The organism is Nocardia asteroides (genome assembly GCA_019930625.1).
Classification (GTDB): domain Bacteria; phylum Actinomycetota; class Actinomycetes; order Mycobacteriales; family Mycobacteriaceae; genus Nocardia; species Nocardia sputi.
The window spans coordinates 2107022-2132789 of record CP082844.1 but is presented as its reverse complement, the minus strand read 5'-3'; the positions used below and the strand labels follow the sequence as shown (position 1 = coordinate 2132789).

At 69.0% G+C, this 25768-nt stretch carries 14 protein-coding genes; 6 read left to right on the top strand and 8 right to left on the bottom strand.

Going from position 1 to position 25768, the window contains the following annotated elements:
• The first annotated feature begins 73 nt into the window (after positions 1–73).
• The 3 genes from K8O92_09685 (at position 74) to K8O92_09675 (ending at position 7495) form a co-directional block, all read left to right on the top strand.
• Positions 74–2110: a galactan 5-O-arabinofuranosyltransferase gene (locus K8O92_09685; protein ID UAK35567.1), complete on the top strand. Its 2037-nt coding sequence runs from the start codon at positions 74–76 to the stop codon at positions 2108–2110.
• 124 nt (positions 2111–2234) lie between these two features.
• On the top strand, positions 2235–4136 hold the full coding sequence (locus K8O92_09680) for a glycosyl transferase (GenBank protein UAK34130.1): 1902 nt from the start codon (positions 2235–2237) through the stop codon (positions 4134–4136).
• Positions 4137–4147: 11 nt separating this feature from the next.
• The gene (locus K8O92_09675) at positions 4148–7495 is read left to right on the top strand and encodes an arabinosyltransferase domain-containing protein (protein UAK34129.1); all 3348 of its coding nucleotides are present in this window, start codon (positions 4148–4150) and stop codon (positions 7493–7495) included.
• A 94-nt stretch (positions 7496–7589) separates the two neighbouring features.
• On the opposite strand, the gene K8O92_09670 is transcribed toward K8O92_09675, so the two are convergent.
• On the bottom strand, positions 7590–8513 hold the full coding sequence (locus tag K8O92_09670) for an NADP-dependent oxidoreductase (protein ID UAK34128.1): 924 nt from the start codon (positions 8511–8513) through the stop codon (positions 7590–7592).
• Between the two features lie 98 nt (positions 8514–8611).
• On the opposite strand from K8O92_09670, the gene K8O92_09665 reads away from it, so the two are divergent.
• Both K8O92_09665 and K8O92_09660 read left to right on the top strand, forming a co-directional pair.
• The gene (locus K8O92_09665; protein UAK34127.1) at positions 8612–9013 is read left to right on the top strand and encodes a helix-turn-helix transcriptional regulator; all 402 of its coding nucleotides are present in this window, start codon (positions 8612–8614) and stop codon (positions 9011–9013) included.
• Between the two features lie 35 nt (positions 9014–9048).
• On the top strand, positions 9049–9258 hold the full coding sequence (locus K8O92_09660) for a hypothetical protein (GenBank protein UAK36117.1): 210 nt from the start codon (positions 9049–9051) through the stop codon (positions 9256–9258).
• A 519-nt stretch (positions 9259–9777) separates the two neighbouring features.
• Here the strand turns inward: K8O92_09660 and K8O92_09655 are convergent.
• Positions 9778–13143: an arabinosyltransferase domain-containing protein gene (locus K8O92_09655; GenBank protein UAK34126.1), complete on the bottom strand. Its 3366-nt coding sequence runs from the start codon at positions 13141–13143 to the stop codon at positions 9778–9780.
• 196 nt (positions 13144–13339) lie between these two features.
• Here K8O92_09655 and K8O92_09650 point away from each other — a divergent pair, with 196 nt between their 5' ends.
• The gene (locus K8O92_09650; GenBank protein UAK34125.1) at positions 13340–13837 is read left to right on the top strand and encodes a peptidyl-prolyl cis-trans isomerase; all 498 of its coding nucleotides are present in this window, start codon (positions 13340–13342) and stop codon (positions 13835–13837) included.
• A 69-nt stretch (positions 13838–13906) separates the two neighbouring features.
• On the opposite strand, the gene K8O92_09645 is transcribed toward K8O92_09650, so the two are convergent.
• The 6 genes from K8O92_09645 to K8O92_09620 form a co-directional block, all read right to left on the bottom strand.
• Positions 13907–15451, bottom strand: coding sequence for an acyl-CoA carboxylase subunit beta (locus K8O92_09645; GenBank protein UAK34124.1), 1545 nt, complete (start codon positions 15449–15451; stop codon positions 13907–13909).
• On the bottom strand, positions 15448–20757 hold the full coding sequence (locus K8O92_09640) for a type I polyketide synthase (GenBank protein UAK34123.1): 5310 nt from the start codon (positions 20755–20757) through the stop codon (positions 15448–15450). Before K8O92_09640 ends, K8O92_09645 begins: the two co-directional genes overlap by 4 nt.
• Positions 20758–20867: 110 nt before the next feature.
• Positions 20868–22784 carry an AMP-binding protein gene (locus K8O92_09635; GenBank protein UAK34122.1) on the bottom strand — a complete coding sequence of 639 codons (1917 nt, stop codon included), beginning with the start codon at positions 22782–22784 and terminating at the stop codon, positions 20868–20870.
• A 189-nt stretch (positions 22785–22973) separates the two neighbouring features.
• Entirely contained in the window at positions 22974–23963 is a 990-nt protein-coding gene (locus K8O92_09630) for an LLM class F420-dependent oxidoreductase (GenBank protein ID UAK35566.1), read from the bottom strand.
• A gap of 224 nt (positions 23964–24187) precedes the next feature.
• Positions 24188–25174 carry a cutinase family protein gene (locus K8O92_09625; protein UAK34121.1) on the bottom strand — a complete coding sequence of 329 codons (987 nt, stop codon included), beginning with the start codon at positions 25172–25174 and terminating at the stop codon, positions 24188–24190.
• Positions 25171–25698 carry a DUF732 domain-containing protein gene (locus K8O92_09620; protein UAK34120.1) on the bottom strand — a complete coding sequence of 176 codons (528 nt, stop codon included), beginning with the start codon at positions 25696–25698 and terminating at the stop codon, positions 25171–25173. The genes K8O92_09625 and K8O92_09620 overlap by 4 nt, the downstream gene beginning before the upstream one ends.
• Positions 25699–25768: the final 70 nt, after the last annotated feature.

The window sequence follows — 25768 nt, the reverse complement described above, 5'->3', positions numbered from 1 at the left end:
GTCGACCCAGTGATTCCGGAGGCGCCATGCGAGTAATCGAGTGTGACGAGCGCGGAGCGGTCCGTTGAGCACGGTGACCACGACGGGTGACGCGCCCCCGCGCCCCGCCGAGCCGGTGCGCCCGCCGAGCCGGACGGCGCTGCTGCTGCGGCAGGTCGCCTCCGGAGCCGGTGAGGCCGCGCTCGCGGCGACCGTCGCCGCGGTGGTGGCCGCCGCCGGGCTCGTCGCGTTCTCGATGGTGCAGTGGCCCGCGTTCAACTCCTCGAACGTGACCAGGGCGCTGACCACGGTGGGGCAGGTCGGCGCGGCGGTGATGCTCGCGGTCGCGATCGCGCTGCTACGGCTGCACAAGTGGCCGTGGGCCGCGAAACTGCTGTCCTGGGCCGGGATCTCGACCTTCGTCACCTTCACCCTCGGCATGCCGCTGGCGGCGACCGAGTTGTATCTGTTCGGCGTCTCGGTGGATCAGGAATTCCGCACCGGATTCCTCACCCGGCTCACCGATTCCGCGGCGCTGCGCGACATGACGTACGCGGATCTGCCGCCGTTCTACCCCGCGGGCTGGTTCTGGATCGGCGGGCGCGCGGCGAATCTGCTCGGCATGGACGGCTGGGAGGTGTTCAAGCCGTACGCGATCGGCTTACTCGCGGTGGCCGCGGTCGTCGCGCTGGTGCTGTGGTCGCAGCTGATCCGCGCGGACTGGGCCGTGGGCGTCGCGGCGGCGAGCACAGCGGTGACGGTGGCCTATGCCGCGCCCGAGGCGTACAGCGCGGTCATCGTGGTGCTGCTGCCGCCCGTGCTCGTGCTCGCCTGGGGCGCGCTGTACCGGCCGCAGGAGGACGTCCGGTCGGGCTCGACGGCGGAGGATGCCGATCGCACCGCCGGTGGTTGGGGCGCGGTCGTCGGCACCGGACTGTTTCTCGGCTGGGCGGCCACGTTCTACACCCTCTACTTCCTGGTCGCCGCCTTCGCGGTCGCTGTGATGGGGCTGCTGGCGGCCGTGCTCGCGGTGCGTTCGCAGCGCGCCGCCGACCATCCACGCCGCGCCCGCGCGGCAACCGGCTCGGGCCGACCCGCGTGGCGCGCGGCGGTGCCGCCGCTGTCTCGGCTGGTGGTGATCGCGATGATCTCCGGTCTCGTCGCCCTTCTCGTGTGGGCGCCGTACCTGGCCAAGGCGCTGCGCAGCACGACCGCGAGTTCTGGCACCGCCCTGCACTACCTGCCGGAAGCGGGCGCGCGGCTGCCGCTGCCGATGTTCGAGTTCTCCCTGCTCGGAGCACTGTGCCTGCTCGGCACGGTGTGGCTGGTGCTGCGCGCCGCGTCGTCGCGACGGGCACAGGCACTGGGGATCGGGGTGGCGGCGATCTACCTCTGGACGCTGCTGTCCATGGCGGTCACCGCGGCGGGCACCACGCTGCTGTCGTTCCGCCTCGAGCCGGTGCTGCTGGTGCTGCTGTCCGTCGCGGGCGCGTTCGGGTTCGTCGAAGGCGCGCGGGCGATCTATCAGGCGTTGAACGAGCCCGCCCGGTTCCGGCTGATGGCGATCGTCGTCGCGACGATCGGCGCCTTGGCCTTCGCCCAGCACATCCCGCACGTCCTGGCCTCGGAGATCACCACCGCCTACACGGATACCGACGGCGACGGAAAGCGGGCCGATCAACGGGCCCCTTCGGCGGTGTCGTTCTATCCGAAGGTAGACGCGGCGCTCACCGCGCAGACCGGTCGACCACGCTCGGACACGGTGGTGCTCACCGCCGACACCAGCTTCCTGTCCTTCTATCCCTACTTCGGCTTCCAAGCGCTCACCTCGCATTACGCCAATCCGCTCGCCGACTTCACCGGCCGCGCGGGAGCCATCGAGGGCTGGAGCAAGCTGAAGACGCCGCAGGAACTGCTCGACGCACTGGCCGCGAGCCCGTGGCGCGCGCCGGACGCGTTCCTGTTCCGGCGCAGCGGCGACGCCTACACCTTGCGGCTGGCCAAGGACGTCTACCCGAACGACCCGAACGTGGCCCGCTACACGGTGAGCTTCCCCAAGGAACTGTTCGCCGACGCGCGTTTCACCACCACCGACATCGGGCCGTTCACCCTCGTCACCGTCCGCCGCTGACCTGACCCCCGCCACTCCCCGAATTCGCCGCGATTGAACTCGCGCGAAGTGGTTACTCCTCTCGTTTGTCGGTCCACGCACAGCGTGGTTGGGTACGGAGGCGCTGTCGAGGAGTGATGCCCGGGTGACACGAGCACAGGACGTCGAGACCGGCGAAGAGGCGGGATCGGCGGCGGTCGCGGTCGCGGCGGACGAGGCGACGGCGGCCGGAGTGCTCACCCGCCCCGTGCGCGCCCGCCGGACGCCCCGCCTTCGAACCAGCGGCAATCCGCTCGTCGGCGTCGGCTACCTTGCGCTGGCCGCGGCGGTGCTCTCGGGCCAGTGGCGCGACACCGACAGCGGATACCTGATCAAAAGCGGTCAGGACCAGACGATGTGGGAGTGGTTCTTCGCCGTCACGGCGCACTCGGTGGCGACTCTGAGCAACCCCCTCGGCACGCACCTGCAGAACTTCCCGGCCGGGGTGAACATGATGGCCAATACGGCCATGTTCGGCGTCGGCGTGCCGCTCACACCGATCACCCTGCTTTTCGGACCCACTGTCACGTTCGTGCTCGTGCTCACCCTCGGCCTGGCCGGGACGGCGTTCGCCTGGTATCGCCTCTTCGCCCGGGAACTCGTCGACGCACGGGTCGCGGCGGTGATCGGGGGACTGTTCTGCGGCTTCGCGCCGGGAATGATCTCGCACGCCAACGCGCACCCGAACTTCGTCGTCTTGCTGCTGCTCCCGATCATCGCGGGCCGGTTGATCCGGATGGCGCGACGAGCGGCCGGGACGGAGCCGGACCGGCCGCACGGACGGGTGCGCGATGCCGTCGTCCTCGGACTGCTGGTGGCCATGCAGATCGCGCTCGGCGAGGAACCGCTGTTGATCTTCGTGCTCGCGTTCTCGCTGTTCGCGGTCGTCTACTACCTGCATGCGCCGGGCACCGCGCTGCGCGTGACGCGGCGGATCACCCCCACCCTCGGGCTGGCCGCCGTGATCACGCTGGCGCTGGCCGAGATCCCGCTGTGGTGGCAGTTCTTCGGTCCGCAGAGCTATCGCTCGATCGACCACGGGCCGATGGGCAACGACCTCGAAGCGCTGGTGCAGTTCCCGTCCGAATCGCTGGGCGGGGTGTTCGCGCCCGGGGAGAACGTGGCGATCAACCCGACCGAGCAGAACGCGTACTTCGGCTGGCCGCTGCTGCTCGTGGTGGTGTTCACGCTGGGACTGCTGTGGCGCGACCGTGTGGTGCGTGCCGCGGGCGTGGTGATCGCGGTCTTCGGCGTGCTGTCGCTGGGCGCGGTCGCCACCATCGGCAAACAGCCGACCGGCATCGAACTGCCGTGGCGGTGGGCCGAAGAGGTGCCGCTGCTGAACACGGTGCTGGAGAGCAGGCTCAGCATGGCCGCGATCCCCGCCATCGCGGTGGTGCTCGCGCTGGCGAGCGAACAGGCGGTGCGCACCTGGAGGCAATCGGCCGGAGACTGGATGCCGCTCGCGTGGTTCGCCGCGGTCGCCTGTGCGCTGCTGCCGCTGACGCCGACCATCCTCCCGGTGGTCGAACGCGCACCGACGCCGGATTTCTTCGCCGACGGCACGGTCCGCCGCTACGTCGGCGACGGCTCGGTGGTCATGGTGCCGCCGCCCCGGCCGCCCGACGCGCGGGCGCTGCGGTGGCAAGCCGACGCCGGCTTCTCCTTCCCCTTGGCGGGTGGTTACTTCGTCGGCCCGACCAGCACGACCGGGAAAGGCATCTACGGCCCCGAGACCCGCCCGACCACCGCGCTGCTGGTACAGGCGCAGGACACCGGCGTGGTGCCGCCGATCGACGCCGACGTGCGTGCCCGCGCGCTGGAGGACCTGCGGTACTGGCACGCCGACGTCCTGGTGCTGCCCGCGACGAAGAACGGTGATGTGCTGCGCGAGACCGTCACCCAGCTGCTCGGATTCACGCCGACGCGAGTCGAGGACGTATGGCTTTGGGACGTTCATACGCTGCGCTCGTCGGGGGCAGTCGGGATCACACCGGACGGTAGCTAGCATCAACCACCGTGCGACCGGACCGATCTTCTCGAGCGTTCACCCGTATCCGCTGGATCGCCCTCGTCTCCGGGCTTCTCGGATTCCTGCTGGCGTTGCTGGCTCCGCTGCTGCCGGTACGGCAGGATCGGGCGAGCCTCGACTGGCCCGAGCCCGGCGCGGCGAGCGTCGCGGCGCCGCTGGTGTCCTACGAGCCGCTGCGGTTTCGCGCGACGCTGCCCTGCTCGCTGACGGGCGAGATCGGAGCGGCGGGCACCCTGCTGTCCACCGCTCCGGTGGCCTCCGGTCAGGCGGCGACCAAGGGGCTGGTGGTCTCGGTCGCCGACGGAGCGCTGTCGGTTGTGCTGCGGGACGTCCCACTGCTGTCGGCGCCGCTGGCCGAGGTCGGCTCCTGCGCCACGCTAGACATCGAGTCGAACGCCGCCGCGACGACCGCCGAACTCACCGGCGTGACCCGGCAGGACGGCACGCCGTTCCGGTCCACGGTCACCCGGGACATCCGGCCGCAGATGGTGGGCGTGTTCACCGATCTGGACGCCGGGCGGCTCACCGGCGCGCAGGTGCACGCCGACATCGACTCCCGTTTCTCCTCGACGCCGTCGCCGCTGAAGCTGGCCGCGATGATCGCCGCCGCCGTATTCACGCTGGTCGCTCTCGTCGCACTGCATCTGCTGGACACAACCGACGGACGCAAACCGCGGCGGTTCCTGCCCGCGCACTGGTGGCGGGTCACTCCCGCGGACGGCGTCGTGCTGGGGATATTGGCGCTGTGGCACGTCATCGGGGCGAACACCTCCGATGACGGCTACATCCTGAACATGGCGCGCGCCTCCGAGCACGCGGGCTATATGGCGAATTACTACCGATGGTTCGCGGTGCCCGAGGCTCCGTTCGGCTGGTCCTACGAGGTGCTGGCCTGGATGGCGCGGATCTCCGACGCCAGCCTGTGGATGCGGCTGCCCACCTTGCTGGCCGGGGTGATCTGCTGGCTGGTGATCAGCCGGGAGGTGCTGCCGCGCCTCGGCGCCAGGGTGCGGCGCAACAAGGTCGCGCTGTGGACGGCGGGCCTGGTGTTCCTCGCCTTCTGGCTGCCCTACGACAACGGTCTGCGCCCCGAGCCGCTGATCGCCGCGGGCGCGCTGCTCACCTGGTGCTCGATCGAACGCGCCATCGCGACCGGACGGCTGCTGCCCGCCGCGGTGGCCGTGCTGATCGCCGCGTTCTCGCTCGCGGCGGGTCCCACCGGCCTGATCTGCATCGCGGCGCTGATCGCCGGCTCGCGACCGGTGCTGCTGATCTTCATCAAACGTGCGCGCGGGGTCGTCCCGGTCCGGACCGGCCCCGACGCGGACGCGGCCGCGGCCGGCTCCGCCGAAGCCGCGGCCGCGGTGAACGCGCCCGCGGACGTGCGCAAGCCGTCCCGAGCTGCCACGATCTTCCGATTCGCCGCGCTGCTCGCACCGGGCCTTGCCGCGGGCACGCTGGTGCTCATCGTGATCTTCGCCGACCAGACGCTGGCTACGGTGCTCGAGGCCACCCGCGTTCGCACGATCGTCGGCCCGAACGTCGCGTGGTTCGACGAGCGCACCCGCTGGGACTCGCTGCTCATGCTTTCGCCCGACGGTTCGCTGGCGCGGCGGTTCGGCGTGCTGGTGATGCTGCTGTGCCTGCTGGTCTGCGTGCTGCAAGTACTGCGCAAAGGACGGATTCCCGGCACCTCTCGCGGCCCTTCGGTGCGCATTCTCGGCATCGTGTTCGCGTCGCTGTTCCTGATGATGTTCACCCCCACCAAGTGGACGCACCACTTCGGCGTGTACGCCGGACTGGCCGGATCGCTGGCCGCGCTCGCCGCGGTCGCGGTGGGCACCACCGGCATTCGCTCGCCGCGCAACCGCGCCCTGTTCGCCGCCGCCGTGCTGTTCCTGCTCGCGGTGACCTTCACCGGATCGAACGGGTGGTGGTACGTGTCCAGCTACGGTGTGCCGTGGTGGGACAAAGCGCCGCTGATCGCCGGTAAGGGGCTGTCCACGTTGTTCCTCGGCCTCAGCGGCGTCGCGTTGCTGGTGGCCATCTGGCAGCACTACCGCGAGCCGTACCGGCGCGAGAACGCCTCGGCGCCACGCCGATTCGATCGCTGGGCGTCGGCACCGCTGACCGTGGCCGCCGCACTGCTGGTGATATTCGAGATCGCCTCACTCACCAAAGCCGCGGCCACGCAGTACCCCGCGTACTCGATCACCAAGTCGAACGTGGAATCGATGCGCGGGGATTCGTGCGCCCTGGCGAACGAAGTGCTGGTGGAGACCGACACCGCCGATTCGCTGCTGCAACCGTTGACCGGATCGCCCGCGGACGGATTGGCGGCGCAGAACAAGGGATTCACACCGAACGGGGTCGCGCGTGACCTCACCGCCGACGCCGAGGAAACGGTCAGCGGCGGCGCGAACTCGGTGGAGGGGGATTCCGAGAACAAGACCACCAAGACCACCGGCGCGGGCACCGGAGGCGGCACCACCGAGCAGGTGGGCGTCAACGGCAGCTCCGTCGCGCTGCCGTTCGGCCTGGACCCGGCCGAGACCCCGGTGCTCGGCAGCTACCAGGACGGCGAACAGCAGCAGGCGAAGCTGACCACCCAGTGGTACCGGCTCGACCTGACCGACAGCATGCGCCACGACCCCACCTACCAGGTGCTCGCGATCACCGCTGCGGGCCGGATCCGGTCGGTCGACGCCGACGGCGTGCTCACCTACGGGCAGGAACTGCACCTGGAGTACGGCGTCCGCGGCGCGGACGGCGAGGTGCGCACGCTCGGCTCGATCGATCCGCTGGACATCGGTCCCGCGCCGTCCTGGCGCAACCTGCGGGTGCCGCTGGATCAGCTGCCGGTGGAAGTGAACGCGGTGCGGCTGATCGCGGTCGACAACGACATCACGCCCAAGCAGTGGCTGGCCGTCACCCCGCCCCGGCTGCCCAAGCTGGCGACGTTGAATTCCGTGGTGGGATCGCGGGATCCGGTGCTGCTCGACTGGCACGTCGGTCTGGCTTTCCCGTGCCAGCGGCCGTTCGACCACAAGGACGGCGTGGGCGAGATCCCGCAGTGGCGAATCCTGCCCGACCGCGTCGGCTCCGACGCCTCCAACGCCTGGCAGGACGACATCGGCGGCGGCCCACTCGGCTGGACCGGCCTGCTTCTGAAATCCCAGACCGTCCCCACCTACCTCGACCGCGACTGGGCACGCGACTGGGGCTCCCTCGAAAGATTCACCCTCTACGATCCGGACGCCGAACCCGCCACCATCGACGTCACCGTCGAAACTCGCGACGGCCTCTCCAACGACGACCCCATCCGCATCCGCTGATCCGGCGGTGGGACGCTGATGCGCACCGAATCGCACAGCGTCCCACCGTCGATGACTCCACTGACTACGCGGCCGTGTGCCCGGTAACGGCTGATCAGGGCACTAGAACCAGGCGGCCGCGGAGGCCTCCGGCGGCCAGGCGTCGGTGGGCGTCGGCGACGGAGGTGAGGGGAAGGGTCTCGGCTACGCGGAGGGTGAGTTCGCCCGCATCCACTCGCGCGACCAAGTCGTCGAGTTGGGCACGGTCCGCCCGGACCAGGACCGTGCGCACATCGATGCCACGCAACGGGATCGGGGTGTTGGGAACGCTGATCGACACGAACCGCCCGCCGCCGCGCACTGCCGCGAGGGTCTGCGGGCCGAGTGCGGCGGTGTCCAGGGCGGCATCGACGCCGCCGGGGATCAGCGTGCGTACGGCATCGGGGAGGGACGCCTCGCGAGGAACGAAATCGGTGGCGCCCAGCGCACGGACGGTGTCCTCGTCGGCGGGCGAGGCCGAGGCGACCACCCGGACTCCGCGTGCCGCCGCCAGTTCGACGGCGAAACCGCCTACCCCTCCGGCCGCTCCGGTGACCAGCAGCGTGTGGGTGGACGCCGGATCCAGCGCGCGCACCGCCTGGATCGCGGTGAGACCGTTGAGTGGAATCGTGGCCGCCTGCACCGCGGACACCGAAAGCGGAGCGGGCGCGACGTTCCCGGCCTCCAGCACCACGTAGTCGGCCTGCGCGCCGAGAGAGACGTCGAGCCGGTCGCTGATGCCGATCACTGACTGACCCACGGTGAACTCCGTGACACCCGCTCCGATCGCGTCCACCGTGCCCGCGACATCCCAGCCGATCCCCCACTGCTCGCGCGGCGCGGCGAACGGCGTGCCGCCCACACCCGCACGCACCATCAAATCCACGGGATTCACCGTCGCCGCCGCGACCGCGATGCGGATCGTGCCCGGACCCGGCTGCGGCGTAGGCACTTCCACGATCTCCACCACGTCCGTCCGGCGGACTACTACTGCACGCATGACGTTCCTTTCTCTCGTCCGCCGACCAACCTAAGAGCAGTTACTATCTGTCGGGTAGTAGTTACCTGGAAGTGCATTAGAGACAGCGAGGTGCTCCGATGGCGACGATGACTGCGGCGCAGCGCCGTGACATGGCCAAACAGCGATACGACGCGTACATCGCCGAGTGCCCCACCCGGCAGTTGCTGGACCGCATCAGTGACAAATGGGTGAGCCTGGTGCTCGCCGCGCTCGCCGACGGCCCGCTGCGCTACGCGGAGCTGAACCGGACCATCGCGGGCGTGAGCCCGAAGATGCTCACTCAGACGCTGCGCGTATTGGAGCGCGACGGCTTGGTGGAGCGGCGGATCACCGCGGAAGTCCCGGTTCGCGTCGAATACGAACTCACTGCGCTGGGCCACAGCCTCCAGCCCGTCATGAGCGCGGTGAAAGCGTGGGCGGAGGCGCGCATGGACGAGGTGATCGCCGCGCGGGCGCGTTACGACCGTTCCGGGCAGTAAACCGGTTGTCCGGTCTGAAAAATATGCTCCCACCTGTGGCTATGCATCGCAGGACGAATCGGGTCGCCGGCCTTAATCTGAATGCCATGACAACGGCATTCGATGATATGGATCTGCGCGATCTTGTCGGACTGCTCAGCGAAGAGGAACAACGGGAGCTGCGGCCTGCGGTGCTGCGCGTGCTCGGCCGCCTCCCTGCGCAAGAAGTGCTCCGGCGCGAGCTCGGTCTTCGACTGAAGGTCTGAGCGCCCGGTACAGCACCGGCGTAACACGGCAGGGCCGCCGCGCGGGATTCTCCTGCGCGGCGGCCCTGTGTCTGGGCTCGGGCGCCGCTCAGCCCGATAGCCGGCTAGCAGCTGACGCTATTCCCGCGAGTGCGCCGCAGCGCGGATGTCCTCGGCGCGTGCGGATGCTCGAGCGAGGCGGCCGTCTGTGGTGATCAACGGGATGTCCAGTTGCTCGGCGAACTCGACATAGAGAGCATCGCTCAGCCTGAACGCAGCCCGCCGGGTCCAGGCACCTTTGGTCAGGTTCAGTAGCGGATGGCGAGTCAGTGGCGCGCGCGAGGCGGCTGAGTGCGGTTTCGACGTCGGTATCGGTCAAATCGCCCGCTCGGTTCAGTCTCCCCAGCGCGTACACACTGATGTGTGTATAAATCGCTCAGCGGGCGGGCGGCTCGGGCCGCGTGGTGACAACGACAGGGCCGTCGGATCGGCGGTTATACCGACGCGACGGCCCTGTGCTGTCCGGGATCCCCCGGTGGATCAGAACACTCGCAGGTTGCCCGGGGACCACAAGCCCGAGCGGGTCACCGTGCCGGTGTCCAGCTTCGCCGGGGCCGCGTTGCGGTCGTACTGGTCGTAGCGCTCCAGTGAGCCCCAGTCACGCGCCCAGTCGTCCTTCAGATAGGTGGGCATGGTTACGGACTTCGCCAGCATCTGCGCGAACCCGAGCGGGCCGCCGAATTCCTCGGCCTGCCAGGTGTTCGTCGAGCTGATGGCCAGCGGACGGTCCGGCAGGATGCGGTAACCGGGCACCTCGGCCACGCCGTTGCGGTGATCGAACGGCCGCTGGCACGGGAACTGCAAGCCCACCGCCCAGTCGAGCAGAATCGGCTGCAGCGACCCCAGCAAGCTGTTGAGCGACCGCAACTCCGGCATCCGCGGCGGCGTGAACGCCAGCCACTGATCCCCGATCAGGATCGGGTCGTTGGCGACGATCCGGACCGCGTCGGCGTCGGGCGCGATCTCGTCCACCGGCACCCGCAGGTTGCGCCAGGACGGGAACGGGCCGATGTCGCGCGGCAGGTAGGTACCGAGCTTTTGCACGCTGCCGTCGGGCAGCCGCTTGCCGTAGTCGACGGTCAGCGACTGGCCGTACTTCATCGCGCCGGTGTCGTCGAAGGAGAGGATGCGTCCCGCTGCCGAGATCACCACCAGCGGCTTGTCCGCCGAACGGGCGGGCAGCTGGTACCAGCTCGAAGTGACGTTCGCGGGCTGCTGCACGCCGTTCTGGTAGCTGCCGAGGATCGGCGTGGTCGCCGGGTCCAGGCCGAACGGCAGGGCGACGGTGGAGCCGTTGACGCCGAGCGCGCCCTGACCGCCGCCGGTGCCCGCGCTCTGCCCCTCCGCGAACGCCGCGCCGACCGACTGGGTGGAGGTGTTGCCGGTGCCCGGCTTGACCTCGACACTGTCGGCGGACAGATCGTTGGGCACGCCGTTGGGGTCGAATCCGACCGGATCGACGCCCGCGAGCGGGTCGGCCGGATTGGTCAGCGGCCGCGCGGGATCGATGATCGGCTCCAGCTTGCCGCCGTTGGGGTCCGGCTCCACGAGCACGTCGTTGGCCAGGCCGCAGGTGCTTCCGCCGAGCGCGTCGATGTTCGACCGGGCCAGCGAGTACGCCGGATACTGCGAGACCGCGCCTTTGACCAGCGAGAGCACCTCGAGCGCGACCATCAGCGCGGCGACCACGGTCAGCGGAATCGCGGCGAACCGGCGGATGCGCCTTCCGCGCGCCGTCTTCGCCGACGGTTGCGGCTTGGTGTAGTCCTCCCGCAGCGTGTACCAGCCGACCAGCGCGAGCGCCAAGCCGAACAGCATGAGCATGATGGTGTTCGACTGGTAACCGTGCAGCGAGATGCGCTTGTCGAACCACGGCACGCCGAAGCTGGAGACATACCAGTAGCCGTTGATGCCGGAGAACGCCACCGCCAGCACGAACAGCAACCCGGCCAGGAAAATCGCCCGGTTCTTACGGGCCCGCAGCGCGCTCGCCGAGACCGCGACCGCGGTGACCGCCGCCAGCGAGCCCGCGATGCCCGCGTAGGCGCCGAAGTGGTGGGTCCACTTGGTCGGGTTGAACATCATGAAGAAGATGGTTCCGAAGACCACGCCCATCAGCCGCCAGGTCGGCCCGCTCGCGATACCCGGCACCTGCCTGCGCCGCAGCAGCACCAGCATGGTGGTGAACAGGCACAGCAGCATCACCAGGAAGGCGAACCGGCGCGACAGCGAGCCGTCGACCGTCTCCACGAACAGGTAGTAGTAGCGCAGGTAGTCCTCGTACCAGGCCAGGTTCGGCCCGGTCACCTGACGCACTCGGTTGGCTTCCTGAATGCCCGCAAACGTCTGGTCGCTGTAGACCACGGTCAGCACGAGCACACCCGCGGCGGCGATCGGCGCGAGCAGCGGCAGCGTCGAACCCCACCGTCCCGCGCCCACCGCCGCGAACCGCCGATGCTTGCGCACCACGATGCGCACCATGGGACGGATACCGGCCAGCAACGCCGCCACACACATCAGGCCGGTGGGCGCGGCGGCCAGCGTGAACGCCGCGACCAGGATGGCCACCGCGGCGGGCAGCAGGCGACCGGTCGCGATGGCCCGCTCGATCGACACCCAGGTCAGCAGCGCGCCGAGCGCGACGATCGGCTCCGAGCGCAGGCCGTTGTCGAACGGCAGCCAGAACGCCAGGAACACCAGTCCGCCGGTCCACAGCGCCACCTTGCTGGTGCGCACGCCGCGGCCGAGGCGGGGCACGACCTCGCGGCTGATCACAAGCCAGCACAGGATCGCGCAGGCCAGCGCGGGCAACCGCACCCAGGGGCTGGCCGTCGAGATCTCCGCGAAGACCTCGATCACGTAGTAGTACCAGCCGAACGGCGCCTCCGGCACGCCGTACCAGCGGAAGTAGTTGGCCATGTAGCCCGCGTGCGGGGCCACCCGCACCATGCTGAGGATGTAGCCGTCGTCGGAGGTGTTCGCGCCCGCGAAGTGCCACAGCAGCAGCGTGCCGACCACCGCGCCGTCCGCCCAGGTCGGCTTCAGCCAGTTCGCGGGCAGGAACCGGCGGTGCCCGCGCCCGTCACTGCTGTCGAGACGGGCCAGCGCCGCCAGCGCGATCAAGGTGCACAGCACCGCCGCGATCATCGCGATCAGCTTGATCGCGGTCGGGCTCGAGGAGAACCGGGTGTCGACCGTCATGTCGAACGCCAGTCCGGCGGGCGCCGCGCCCTTCAGATCGGAGAACACGCCGACCACCTGGGGCCGCAGATCGCCGCTGAGCTGCCCCTCCACCGGTACGGTGACCAGCTCGCTCGCCCCGGGCGCCCCACCCTCGACCGGCCGCTCAACCTGCTTGGTGAGCCCGTTGAACACACCGTAGGTGCGTTCGCTGTCGGAGCTGATGCTCAGCGACGTGCACTCGCCCATGCGGCTCCGGTCGGCGGACACCACGACCGCGTTGCGGTCGATCACGTCCACCGAGGTCTCCGAGACCCGCACGAACAGGGCCTCCAGCGCGGCCCGGTCGCCCTGCGGCGGCGCGGTGGCCAGCAGCATGCCGCCCCGCTCGGGCAGCTGGGCGATCGTTTCGCACGGGATCGTCGCCTTCAGGTCGATCGGGACCTGCGACATCAGCGGCGCCTGGACATTGCCGATCGTGCCACCCTGCGGCCAATTCAGCACCGCGGTGGTCTGCGTGACCGGTAAGAACGGCGTCGCCAATGCGAACAGAGCGCCGAGCAACCCGGCCAGGAGTGCGATGAGGCGGGCGGTCCGGAAATCGTTCGGGTTCACCACCGGGGCAGCGGGTGGTTTCGTCAGAACAGCGGTTGCGGCGTCGGGCACGGTTGGCAATGCTATCTGCCCGTCTGTTCGCGCGGGCGGCGCGTGGCCGGGAGAAATCCCGGGTCCTCAGTATGTTCGGAACAGACTGCCAGAATGTTGTGCCGACGGGCTGGAAAATGTCGTCCGGAACCCGCTATGGGCGGCCAACAGACCCCGTAGTGCTGACCGATGACGAGCACAATGGAAAGGTGGGCCTATGACCAAGGTTAATCTCACGACGAACTACGGACCGATCGTCCTCGAACTGGACGATCAGAAAGCGCCGAACACGGTGCGCAATTTCGTGGACTACGTGAACGCGGGCCACTACAACGGCACGATCTTCCACCGCGTCATCCCCGGCTTCATGATCCAGGGCGGCGGGTTCGAGCCCGGTCTGCGCCAGAAGGGCACCAACGCCCCGATCCAGAACGAAGCGAACAACGGCTTGAAGAACACCAAGTACACCGTCGCGATGGCGCGTACCAACGACCCGCACTCGGCCACCGCGCAGTTCTTCATCAACGTCTCCGACAACGATTTCCTCAACCACTCCGCACCCACCCCCGCGGGCTGGGGCTACACCGTCTTCGGTGCGGTGAGCGAAGGCACCGAGGTGGTCGACAAGATCGCGGGCGTCGCCACGTCCTCGGCGGGCATGCACCAAGACGTGCCGGTCGATGACGTCGTCATCGAATCCGCCACCGTCGGCTGATCTTTCGGCACATACGACGCGAATCGGGCCGCACCTCAGAGGGGTTGCGGCCCGATCGTGTTCCGGATGCTACAGCGGCAGCAGGTGGTGCTTGCGCGGGTTACGGGCAAGCGACTTGTCCCGCAACAGCTGTAGCGCGCGACGCAGTTCGAGCCGGGTCGTCGACGGCTCGATGACCGCATCGATGTATCCGCGCTCGGCGGCCACCCACGGCGTCGCCACCGTGGCGTTGTAGAAATCGATCATCTGCTGGCGAATCGCCGCGCGCTGGTCCTCCGGCGCGGCGTCGATCTGCTTGGCCCCGATCAAGCTGACCGCGCTCTCGGCGCCCATGACCGCGATCCGCGCGGTGGGCCAGGCCAAATTGACGTCGGCGCCCAGCTGCTTGGAGCCCATCACGGCGTAACCGCCGCCGTAGGACTTGCGGATCACCACGGTGACCTTAGGCACCGTCGCTTCGACGTAGGAGAACAGGAAGCGGCCACCACGCTTGATGACGCCGATCTTCTCCTGTTCCACGCCGGGCAGGAAGCCGGGCGTGTCGACAACGAACACCAGCGGGATCTCGAACGCGTCGCACAGGCGCACGAAATGCGCTGCCTTGTCCGAGGCACGCGCGTCCAGCGCGCCCGCGTACACCATCGGCTGGTTGGCGACCACACCGACGCTGCGTCCGTCCACCCGGGCGAACCCGGTGATGACGTTGCGGCCCGCCGACGCTCCGACCTCGTGGAAGGCGCCGTCGTCGAAGATGCGCAACAGGATCTCGTGCATGTCGTACCCGGCGTTGTCGGAGTCCGGGACGATCGAGTTCAGTTCCAGGTCGCTGTCGGTGGTCTCCGGCTCCAAGCCGGGATTGACGATCGGCGCCAGTTCCTGGCAGCTGGTGGGCAGGTAACTCAGGTAATCGCGCACCCACTCGAACGCGGCCGTCTCGTCCTTGGCGACGTGGTGGATGTTGCCGTACTCCGCCTGGCTGCGCGCGCCGCCGAGTTCCTCGAGGCTCACGTCCTCGCCGGTGACCTCCCGGATCACCTTCGGCCCGGTGACGAACATGTACGCCTCTTCGGTCGCCACCACCACGTCGGTGTTGATGGGCGCGTAGACGGCGCCGCCCGCGCACTTGCCGAGGATCATCGAGATCTGCGGAACCAGACCGGACAACGGCTCCTGCCGCCGCCCCAGCTCGGCGTACCACGCCAGCGAGGTCACCGCCTCCTGCACGCGCGCGCCGCCGGAGTCGTTGATACCGACCACCGGGCACCCGACCTTGGCCGCGTACTCGAGGATCCCGGCCACCTTGCGCCCGAACATCTCGCCGACCGAACCGCCGTAGACGGTCTGGTCGTGCGAGAACACCGCCACCGGCCGGCCTTCCACCAGGCCGTGCCCGGTGACCACGCCGTCGCCGTAGAGCGCGGCGGGATCACCCGGTTTGCGCACCAGCGCACCGATTTCCACGAAGGTTCCCGGATCGAGCAGCATGTTGATCCGGTCGCGGGCGCTGGGGATACCCTTCTTCGCTCGCTTGGCGACCCCCGCTTCACCCGCCGGTTCCTGCGCTAGTTCCAGTCGCTTGCGCAGGTCGGCGAGTTTTTCGGCAGTAGTGCTCACTTGGCCCCTTTCGCCTCGATCGCGGCGAGCTTCGCGGTCAGGTCGGCTCCGATCTTCCCGATCCGCGGTTCATCGATGATCTGCAGGTGGTCGCCGGCGATGTGGACGACCTCCAAATTCGGGATGTACTCGTCCCAGCCGCCGTTCGGCACTCGGTCGGCGAAGCGCGGCTCGAGCTCGATCATCCCGTCGTGATAGCGATCGGCGAGGTAGAGCACGACGTTGCCGTCGTAGTGCGAGGGTTGCGTCCGAGCGAGATGGCGACTATCGATCCACGAGGTGCGCTGGTGTTCGAGCACGCCACCGGGGATCTTCGCGCCACTGATTTTGATCAGGTCGCTGATCATCTTGAACTGTTCTTCGTCGGAGGCCGCTGCCAGCGTCTCCAACTGATCACGGTCCAGCTCGCCGTCGACACCGTAGGTCTTCTTGGCGAACGCCTGGTAGCGCTCGATCCGGCGCACGCGCTCCTCGGGACTGTTGTCCTCGCCCTGAGTCGGGATGGCCAGATCGATCAGGCCGACCATGCGCACGTCCGCACCCTCGGCGCGCAGCAACTGGGCGGTCTGCATGGCCAGCACCGCACCCAGCGACCAGCCGTACAGCACGAACGGACCGTCACCCTGGATCTTGCGCAGCTCGGGCAGGTACTGGCGCGCCCGTTCCTCGATCGACCCGTCGACCCGTTCCAAGCCGTACATCGGCGTCTCGGCGGGCAGTCGCTTCATCAGCGGTTCGTACACCAGCGTGTTCCCACCCGACGGATGGAACACGAACACCGGCACGGCGTTCGAGCCCTCCGCGCGCGGTCGCAACGGACGGACGAAACCGTCCACATCCGCGCCGCTGTCCTGGAGTTCGCGGACGATGTCGGCGAGCTGCTCGATGGTCTCGCAGTCGAGCACGTCGTCGACGGTGACCTCGGCCTTGACCCGCTCGGTCAGGCGCGCGGCCAGTTTCTCCGCGGTGTCCTCGTCGAGGATCGGCAGCGTGTTGAAGATGCCTCCGGCCGACTTACCGGTGACAACCGCCCAGGTGGCGAAGGTCAGGCGCTCGGCGGCGTCGCGCGGCGGGACGTCGTCCTCGTCGGTGGGCTGCTGCGCGCCGCCGAACACCGCCGCCGGAGCCGCCTGGGCAACCGGTGAGGCGGAGGGAGCAGTGTCGGTTTCGGGAGCCCTGTTCGCATCCGGCGTAGTCGCTGCCGCGGGAGCCGAATCGGCCTCTGCGACCGCGCTTTCCGGTGTGGCATCGACCTCCCCGGCCGTACCGGCGTCCGGCGACGCGCCCGCCACCGCGGCGACCGGGTCGGCTCCGGTGGCCAGGGCGGCACGAGCCGTGGCGATGAAGTCGGCATCGACGGTCAACTCGCCGGCGCCGCCCGCCGCCTTGTCGGCGGCCTGCTGTTCGGCGATCGCCTGCACCTCGTCGCGGTGCTCGATCGCGTACCGCAGCACCTTGCCGACCTCGTGCAGGCTGGCGTCGCGCACGGCCTGCACCTGCAACTGCGGGATGTCGAACTCGTACTCGACGCGGTTCTTGATGCGCATCGCCATCAGCGAGTCCAGACCGAGTTCCATCAGCGGGATCTCCATCGGCAGATCCTCGACCGCGTAACCCATGGACTCCGCGACGATCAGCGCGAGCCGCTCCTCGACGGTCTGCGTGCCGTTCGGATCCCAGCGGTCACCGAAGGTCTCCACGACCTCGATGTCGGCATCGCCCTGCGTCTGCGCGGCAATCGCCGGAATCGGCTCGGCCGCAACAAGTTCCGGCAGCGGGGCGCCGGAGGTGACGACGGCGTCGAACACCGAGCGGAAGGCGTTGCCCTCCTTGGCGTGGACCTGCACCGAGGCGCCGCCGGGATGCGGGGTCAGCGTGGTGGTGAGGGTGCCCGCGGCCGGGATCGGCGCGTGCGGGATCGCCGCGCCCAGCGAGACGTCGCCGAGCACCTGCGCCGCGGCGGCTGTCACCAACGCGGCGAGATCGGTCACGGCGGACGCCTGCACCTCCCACACGTGCCTGCCGTCCGGCAGCGCGACGTGCGCGCCGGGAACCCGGCCGTTGCCACCCGTGGACAACCGGACCTTCGGCCAGTACTCCTTGCGCACGAACGTGGTTCGCGGCACGTCGGCGTAATCGCCCGGGCCGAGCAGCGAGAACAGGTCCACCTTGTGCCCGTGCACGTACAGCTGGGCGAGCGCGGCGATGACGCCCGCGGACTCGTCCTCCTTGCGCTTGAGCGTCGGGATCAGCTGCGCGTCGTGCACGCCCGCCGCGAAAGTGGTGCCCAGCACCTGCATGAGGGCGACGGAATTGGGCGCCAGCTCCAGGAACGTGGTGTGGCCCGCGTCCACCGCGAGCTTCACCGCGTTGGTGAAGTACACGCTGTGGCGCATGTTCTTGACCCAGTAGTCCTCGTCGTGGATCGGGTCGCTGCCGGTGCGGAAGTACTGCTCCTTGTGCACCGTCGAGTACAGACCGGCCTTCAGCTTGGTCGGCTCGATGCCGGCCAGTTCCGCGGCCAGCTCGCCGAGCAGCGGATCCATCTGCGAGGTGTGGCCCGCGCCGCGGGTTTGCAGCACCCTTGCGAACTTGCCCGCCGCCTCCACCTGCGCGACGATCGCCGCGACCTGCTCCTGCGGGCCGCCGATCACCGTGTTGGTCGGCGCCGCGTACACCGCGACCTCGACGTCCGGGTAGTCCGGCAGCAGGTTCGCGACATCGTCGGCGCTGTACTCGATGAGCGCCATGTTGCGCACGTCGTCGTCGCTGATCATCTGCTCGCCCTCGCCCATCAGGCGGGAACGGGCGCAGATCACGCGCACGGCGTCCTCGAGTGCGAGACCACCGGCGATGTACGCGCCCGCGACCTCGCCCATGGAGTGGCCCACCACCGCTTCGGGCTCCGCGCCGTGCGCGCGCAGCAGAGCCGCCAAGCCGACCTGGATGGTGAAGATGCCGACCTGCGAGGTGCCGACGTTGTAGTCCTGGCTGTCGTCCAGGAAGAGCTCGCGCACCGAGTATCCGGCCTCGTCCTGCACCAGCTCGTCGACCTCGTCGACGGCCTCGGCGAAGATCGAGTTCTCCAGGTAGAGCTGCTTGCCCATCTTGCGGTGCTGCGCGCCGAAACCGGCGAGCACCCACATGGGTCCCATGGCCGCGGGCGCGTCGGCGGTGAAGACGCCCGGACCCGGCTTGCCCGCCGCGATGGCGCGCAGTCCCGCGATCGCCTCCTCGTGTGTCTTGGCGAGCACCACGCCACGCGAACGCCAGTGACTGCGCTTGGCCAGCGACCGCGCCACGTCCGCGAGCGGGGTTCGCGCGCCCGCCTCGGACTCCAGCCAGTCGGCCAGCTCGGCGGCCGCGCGGCGGCGACGCGACGGCAGGTAACCCGACACGGGCAGAATCTGCGGCAGCGGCTCGGTGCGCTCGGAGGTCCATTCGGCGACGGGCGCGGCGGCTTCGACGGCCGCCTCGGCCACCGCGTCGATGGCGTCGGATTCCGCTTCCCGGTCTTCCAGCGCTTCCTCGTCCAGCTGTGCCTCGAGCTCGGAGAACGGCGCCTGGGTCTCGGCCGCGGCAGGCACGTACTCCTGCACGACGATGTGCGCGTTGGTGCCGCCGAAGCCGAAGCCGGAGACACCGATGGTGGCCTTGCCGCTGTAGCGCGGGAACTCGGTGGGTTCGTCGACGATCTTCAGGTGCGCCTGGTCCCATGGAATGTAGGGGTTCGGGCCGGCGAAGCCGATGTTCGGCGGGATGACGTTGTGCTGCAACGACATCACAACCTTCGCCAGGCTCGCCGCACCGGCGCCCGACTCCAGGTGACCGAAGTTGGTCTTGGCCGAACCGAGCAGCGCGGGCTTGTCGGCGTCACGCCCCCGGCCCACCACCCGGCCCAGCGCGTCCGCTTCGATCGGGTCACCGATCAGCGTGCCGGTGCCGTGCGCCTCGATGTAGTCGACCGAGGACGGTGCGATGCCCGCGTCCCGGTAGGCGCGGCGCAGGACCTCGGCCTGCGCGTCCGGGTTCGGGGCGAGCAGGCCGTTGGACCGGCCGTCGTTGTTGACCGCGGATCCCTTGATCACGGCGTAGATCGTGTCGCCGTCGCGCTCGGCGTCGGCCAGGCGCTTCAACACCACCAGCCCGCCGCCCTCGGAACGGACCATGCCGTCCGCGTCGCTGGAGAACGCTTTGATGTGGCCGTCCTTGGCTACGCCGCCGTTGGCGTCGAAACCGAGCGTGGCCATGGGCGCGAGCAGCATGTTCACGCCACCGGCCAGCGCCAGGTCGGCCTCGCCGTTGCGCAGCGCCCGCACCGCCTCGTGCACGGCGACCAGCGTCGACGAGCACGCGGTGTCGACAGCCACCGACGGGCCGCGGAAGTCGAAGAAGTAGGAGACCCGGTTCGGGATGATGGAGCTGACGCTGCCCATGATCGCGTACGCCTCGGCCGACGCAGGCACGTTCGGATCGCGCTCGCTACCCAGCCCGAGCGCCGCGAGCAGCATGAAGTCGTTGCCCGAGGAGCCGATGAACACGCCGACCGGCTCGCCCTTGAGATCGCTGGCCGGAATCCGGGCGTGTTCCAGGGCCTCCCAGGTCAGCTCCATCATCAGGCGCTGCTGCGGATCGACCCGCTCGACCTCGACCGGCGACATGGCGAAGAACTCGGCATCGAAGCCTTTGACGACCTCCTGATCGAGGTAGCCGCCCTTGGTGTTGGCCTTCTCGATCGCTTCCGCCAGCTGCGGCTCGGCCATGAACTCCGACCAGCGTCCCTCCGGCCGCTCCCGGATGCCGTCACCGCGGCCGATGAGGAAATCCCACGTCGACTCGGGGGTGTCTCCCGCGCCGGGCAGTCGGGTCGACAGACCCACGATCGCGATGTCGTGCGCCTCGCCGGGACGGTAGCCCGCGGTGTAGAAGGCGTCGTCCTTGGATTCCTCCGGCACGTCCGGCTCACCGTTGATGATCCGCTCGGCCAGCGCGGCGATGGTCGGATGCTGGTACACGATCGTCGCGTTCAGCATCACGCCGGTCAGTTCCTCGATGTCGCCACCGAGGGCGATGGCATCGCGCGAGGCGAGCCCGAACTCCTCCATCGGCCGGTCGACGGTGATCTGCTCGATCGGTTGCCCGGTCGCCTCGGAGACCCAGCGCCGCAGCCACTCACGCAGCTCCGCCACCGACATGTCGGTCGGCGCGCCGCCCGTGGCGGACGCGGCCGGGGCCGCCGCGTCGGCGACGGTCTCCGCGGACGGGGTGTCGGTCGTCTGGGGGGGCGTGCCCTCGTTGTCAGCCATCAATTCCTCAAGCTACCTGTCTGCGTACCGGGCGTACCGTGAAATGACGCCCGGCGCGTGGGAAGGTCGGCGCCGAGCGTCGATGGTCGGTCCGAGGCCGCCCCTGGCAATTACTCTTCCGGTGCATCGGGGAAAGCCTGCTGGGTGTAACCACCCCGCAGCGTTCCCTCCAGATAGGCCGCCCGGCAGGCGCGGCGGGCGATCTTGCCGCTGGAGGTGCGCGGGATCGAGCCCGCGGGCACCAGCAGCACGTCTCGAACGGTCACGCCGTGGCGCTGCGAGACCGCCGCGCGCACCGCGTCGGCGATGGGCAGCGGATCGGCTTTACCCGCACCCGGACCCCGCTCGCCCACGATGACCAGCTGTTCGGAGGCGTCGTCGGCGTCGAACTGGAGGCCGGAATGGCTGCCCTGCTCGAACACCTCGGGCGGAAGCTGGTTGGCGGGCACGGAGAAGGCCGCGACGAAGCCGGGCCGCAGCGCGGTGCTTGCCTCCTGCGCGGAAAACTCCAGGTCCTGCGGGTAGTGGTTGCGGCCGTCCACGATCACCAAGTCCTTGACGCGGCCGGTGATGTAGAGCTCGCCCTCGAAGTACACACCGTAGTCGCCGGTGCGCATCCAGTTCGCGTCCGGCTCGGTGCCTTCGGCGTGGCTGCCCTCCGGCAGGCGCTCGGTGACCTTGTTCTGGAACGTCGCCGCGGTCTCGTCGGGACGACCCCAGTAGCCGATGCCCATGTTGTTGCCGTGCAGCCAGATCTCGCCGACGTGCCCGTCGGGCAGCTCCCGGCCGCCGCCACCGGACTCCACCGACTCCGGATCGACGATCGTCGCCCACTGCGAGAGCGCGACATAACCGCAGGACACCTGCGCGATCGCGTCTTCGTGGGATGGGTCGACCTTCACCATGCGGCCCGCGTTGAGCTCTTTGCGGTCGACGTAGGTGACCTTCGCCTCGTCTTCGGCCTTGGTGGCGGAGACGAACAGCGTCGCCTCGGCCATGCCGTAGCAGGGCTTGATCGCGGTCTTGGGCAGACCGTAGGGGGCGAACGCCTCGTTGAACTTCTTCATCGACGAGGTGGTCACCGGCTCGCTGCCGTTGATCAGGCCGATGACGTTGGACAGATCCAGCGACTCGCCGTTCTTCGGCAGACCACGCGCCGCGGCGTGCTCGAACGCGAAGTTCGGCGCGGCGGCGAAGGTTCCGGCGCCGTCGGAGACCGCGGCCAGTTCCTTGATCCAGCGGTAGGGGCGGCGTACGAACGCGCTCGGCGACATGATGGTGATGTACTTGCCGCCCACGGCGGGCAGGATCACCGTCAGCAGGCCCATGTCGTGGAACAGCGGCAGCCAGGTGACGCCGCGCGAGTTCCAGTCCAGGTTGATCGCGTCGACCATCTGCAGCAGGTTGGTGCCCACCGCGCGGTGGGTGATCTCGACACCGGCGGGCACCCGGGTGGAGCCCGAGGTGTACTGCAGGTAGGCGATGTCGTCGATCGCGATGTCCGGCCGCACCCAGCTCTCGCCGACGCTGTCCGGGATCGCGTCCACCGCGATGATGCGCGGGCGCTGGGCGGCGGGCAGCGAGCGGAAGAACTGCCGGACCCCGGCCGCGGAGGAGCTCGCGGTCAGGATGGCCGAGGGCTCACAGTCGCCCAGCACCGCGTGCAGGCGATCGGTGTGACCGGGCTCGTCCGGGTCGAACAGCGGGACCGAGATGGTGCCCGCGTAGATCGCGGCGAAGAAGGAGATCACGTAGTCCAAGCCCTGCGGCGCGAGGATCGCGACCCGGTCGCCCGGGTTGGTCACCTGCTGCAGTCGAGCGGCCACCGCGCGCAGCCGAATACCGAACTCACGCCACGTCAGCTCCTGCGCCTCGCCGTCGCGCTCGCGCGAGTAGTCGATGTAGCGATACGCCAGGGTGTTCGCGTCGTTCCGGGTGTGCTTCTCGACGTGATCAACCAGGGTGTGATCCTCGGGAATGCGGATGTTCCCGGTTTCGTCCAGGTAGTCGTCGAAAGTCTCTTCCATTCCTTCTTCTCCTCCGAGGCACACGCAGCAAGACGGCGAGAACGCCGCTTTTACCTGTGAGGCCCCGACTCGCTTTCGCCCGCGGGTGCTCCAAGTGCAGAGCCGGCCTGCAGATTTTGTGCGGTCTGCGCGGTGACCGCTATCGGCTAGATGTACTCAAACCAGGGTCATGTTACAGAGAAGACCGGCTCACTCGTCCCGCAGCAGGGGAATAACGGGGGCGAACGCGTCCATCTGGGTGGGGAATACACCGACGTAGGACATCGAGGTGAGTTGCCGCACACGGCGGATCTGCTCGGCGATCTCCTCGAATGTCCCGATCGCCACGTAGGGCGAGTTCAGGATGTCCTCGACGGACAGCTGAACGTCGACCTCCAGGTTCGGGTGCAGTCCCCGGTCCAACGCCGACAACGCCATCTCCGCGGTCTTCTCGCGATCGTCGGTGATCACGACGGCGGTGATGGCCCAGTTCAGTTCGATGTCGGCGAACCGGTCACCGGCGGCCTCCTTGATCAGATTCACCTTTTCCACGGCCTTCTCGATGGTGATGCCGGAGAGCAGGCCCTTGCCGTTCTTGGTGGTCACCGGAACGACGGAGACGATGTCGGCGTGCTTGGCGGCCAGGCGCAGCATCTTCGGACCGCCGCCGCCGGTGCAGATCGGCGGGCGCGGGCCCTGCCGCGGCCGCGGCGTCCCCTTGATGCCGCGGACCTGGTAGTGCTTGCCCTCGAAGGTGCACTCCTGGCCGCGCAGCAGCACGTCGAGAATGGTGAGCGCCTCGTCCAGCTTCTCCAGCCGGACACCTGGCGACTCGTAGGCAATGCCCGCGTTCTCGAACTCCTCCTTGATCCAGCCCGCACCGAGGCCGACCTCGAGCCTGCCCTTGGACAGCACGTCGATGGTCGCCAGATCCTTGGCCAGCACGACGGGGTAGCGGAAGCCGTTCGCCAGCACCGACGTACCGAGCCGGATCTTCTCGGTGGCCTGGGTCAGCGCGCCGAGCGCCGCGATCGGCCCGATCTGCTCGCCGAGGTGATCGGGCACCACGAAGGTGTCGAAGCCGTACTCCTCGGCCTGCTGAGCGGTCTGCACGAACTTGCGCGCACCGCCCTCCTGCTTGTTTCCCTCGCCGGCCGCCGCGAAGCGGAACGGGCGCAGCGGAGTGCCCAGCGCGGTCAACGCAGCATCCGCGTCACGGCTCTCCGTGGTGGCCGGTGCGGCGGCTTCTGTCATGAACTCATGCTCCTGGCTGTAAGGAAAATACGGGCGCGACGCCCGCCCTCGGTCTGCGCTGCGCTGGCGCCCGGCGTCGCGATCACCAGCGCACTTTACAGCGTGCTTCCCGACTCGAGTTGCGCTTGTCACGCCAATCGGGTGCGGGGTATCTCACGGCCTGTGAATTTTCACGAATGAGGGGGATGCGGCGCTGCTTCGATGAGACCCGCGGCCCAGTTGGCCGTCCACTGCGTCGCGGTGGTGCCGTCGCCGTCTACGACGAAACCGTTGTAGAGGGCGTGCACGGGGTTCCCCGCCGCGCGGACCAGGGCGTTCACGCTGCCGAGGATGTTCCACGGGCTCAGTGCCTCCCGCGGCGCGTCGCAGATCAGATCGCCCGGCGCGCACATCGTGTAGGTGCGATCGGCCAGCGCGCCGAAGCCCCCTTGACGCGGACCGGTCATCGTGATGCCGGGCACGTTCAACCCCCTCAGCGCTACTTCGGCACCCACCCCGGGCGGAGGCGTGCCGATCTGGATCGCGTGGCCCGGACCGTTCTCCCCGGTGCGGCGTCCGTCGGCGATCAAAGCCACGCCGAGCACCAGGTCGGCGGGCACAGGGCCGTCGCCCGCGCCGATCTGCGCGGCGACGTCACCCGCGATCACCGCGCCCTGGGAGAATCCCGCGAGCACGTACGTCGTCAACGGGCACTCCCGGTGACGTGCCGCCATGACGTCGATCATCCGCTGCGTGCCCTCGGATCGGCTGTTGTTGTAGGACTGCTGGCCGTCCGGCGGAATCGCGACCGGATTGGAGAACTGCGCGACGTACGGAACGGTGTATACCTCCACCCGGTCACTCGGGAACCGCTGGGCGATCGGGCCGGTGACATTGAGCATCAGCGACACCGGATTGGCGGTCGGATTGTGCGGATCGTCGAAGCTGTTCGACTCCCAGGTGCCGGGCACCGACATCATCTGCACGTCCGGACAGCTGGCGGGCTGCGAGGTCGGCCGTTCCGGCGGCTTCGGCCCCGGGCCGGGCGGGCGCAAACGCCCCGCGAGCAGATACCACAGCAGCAGGACCACCAGAACGATCAGCAGGACGACGCCGACCGCGACGAGACATCCCGCCGGCTTGGACCGGCGGGAGGTCGAACGGGCACGCGAACTCACTGGCAGTACGTGGCGCGAGCGGTCGAGATGTAGATCTGCCCGGCCTTCTCCACCGGCATCTTGGCCGGATCGAAGGACGGATCGGAACCCGCCATGGCGTTGACGAAGGTCATCAGATCCTGGTCGGACGCGCCTGCGGCGGTGCCCTGGCAGACGTAGGCGCCGATGCTCAGCGCGATGTCCGGGGTCGAGGGCGTGACACCCTGCTTGGACAGCTCGTCGAGGAACCGCTTGTCCTTGTCGGTGAGCTTGGAGGTGTCCGCGGGCGGGACGGCTTCGGTCGGCACCGGCTGCGGGCGCTCGGGCGCCACGGTCGTCGTGGGCGGCTCCTCCGGCGCGGGAGCGGGCTGCCCCGTATCGGCGGGCGACGGCGCGGCAGACGGCGTCGTTGTCGCCGCCGCCGTGGTGCGGGTAGGCGTCGGCGTGCTCGTCGCGGTCGAATCATTGTCGCCGCACGCGGCGAGCAGGCCGGTCGCAGCGATCGCCGCAACCACGCCGAATACCTTTCCACGGGTCCGATGCATGAATTCTTGTCCTCGATCTGTCGCTGAGCGGGGGTCGGGTCGCCCCCCAGGCTAGCTGTGTCTGATTTGC

What these genes read in the sequence shown, in the direction of transcription:
- K8O92_09670 (UAK34128.1), bottom strand. Translation starts at nt 8,513, where the DNA reads ATGCGTGCAGTAGTAGTCCGCCGGACGGACGTGGTGGAGATCGTGGAA.
- K8O92_09665 (UAK34127.1), top strand. Translation starts at nt 8,612, where the DNA reads ATGGCGACGATGACTGCGGCGCAGCGCCGTGACATGGCCAAACAGCGA.
- K8O92_09650 (UAK34125.1), top strand. Translation starts at nt 13,340, where the DNA reads ATGACCAAGGTTAATCTCACGACGAACTACGGACCGATCGTCCTCGAA.
- K8O92_09640 (UAK34123.1), bottom strand. Translation starts at nt 20,757, where the DNA reads ATGGCTGACAACGAGGGCACGCCCCCCCAGACGACCGACACCCCGTCC.
- K8O92_09635 (UAK34122.1), bottom strand. Translation starts at nt 22,784, where the DNA reads ATGGAAGAGACTTTCGACGACTACCTGGACGAAACCGGGAACATCCGC.
- K8O92_09620 (UAK34120.1), bottom strand. Translation starts at nt 25,698, where the DNA reads ATGCATCGGACCCGTGGAAAGGTATTCGGCGTGGTTGCGGCGATCGCT.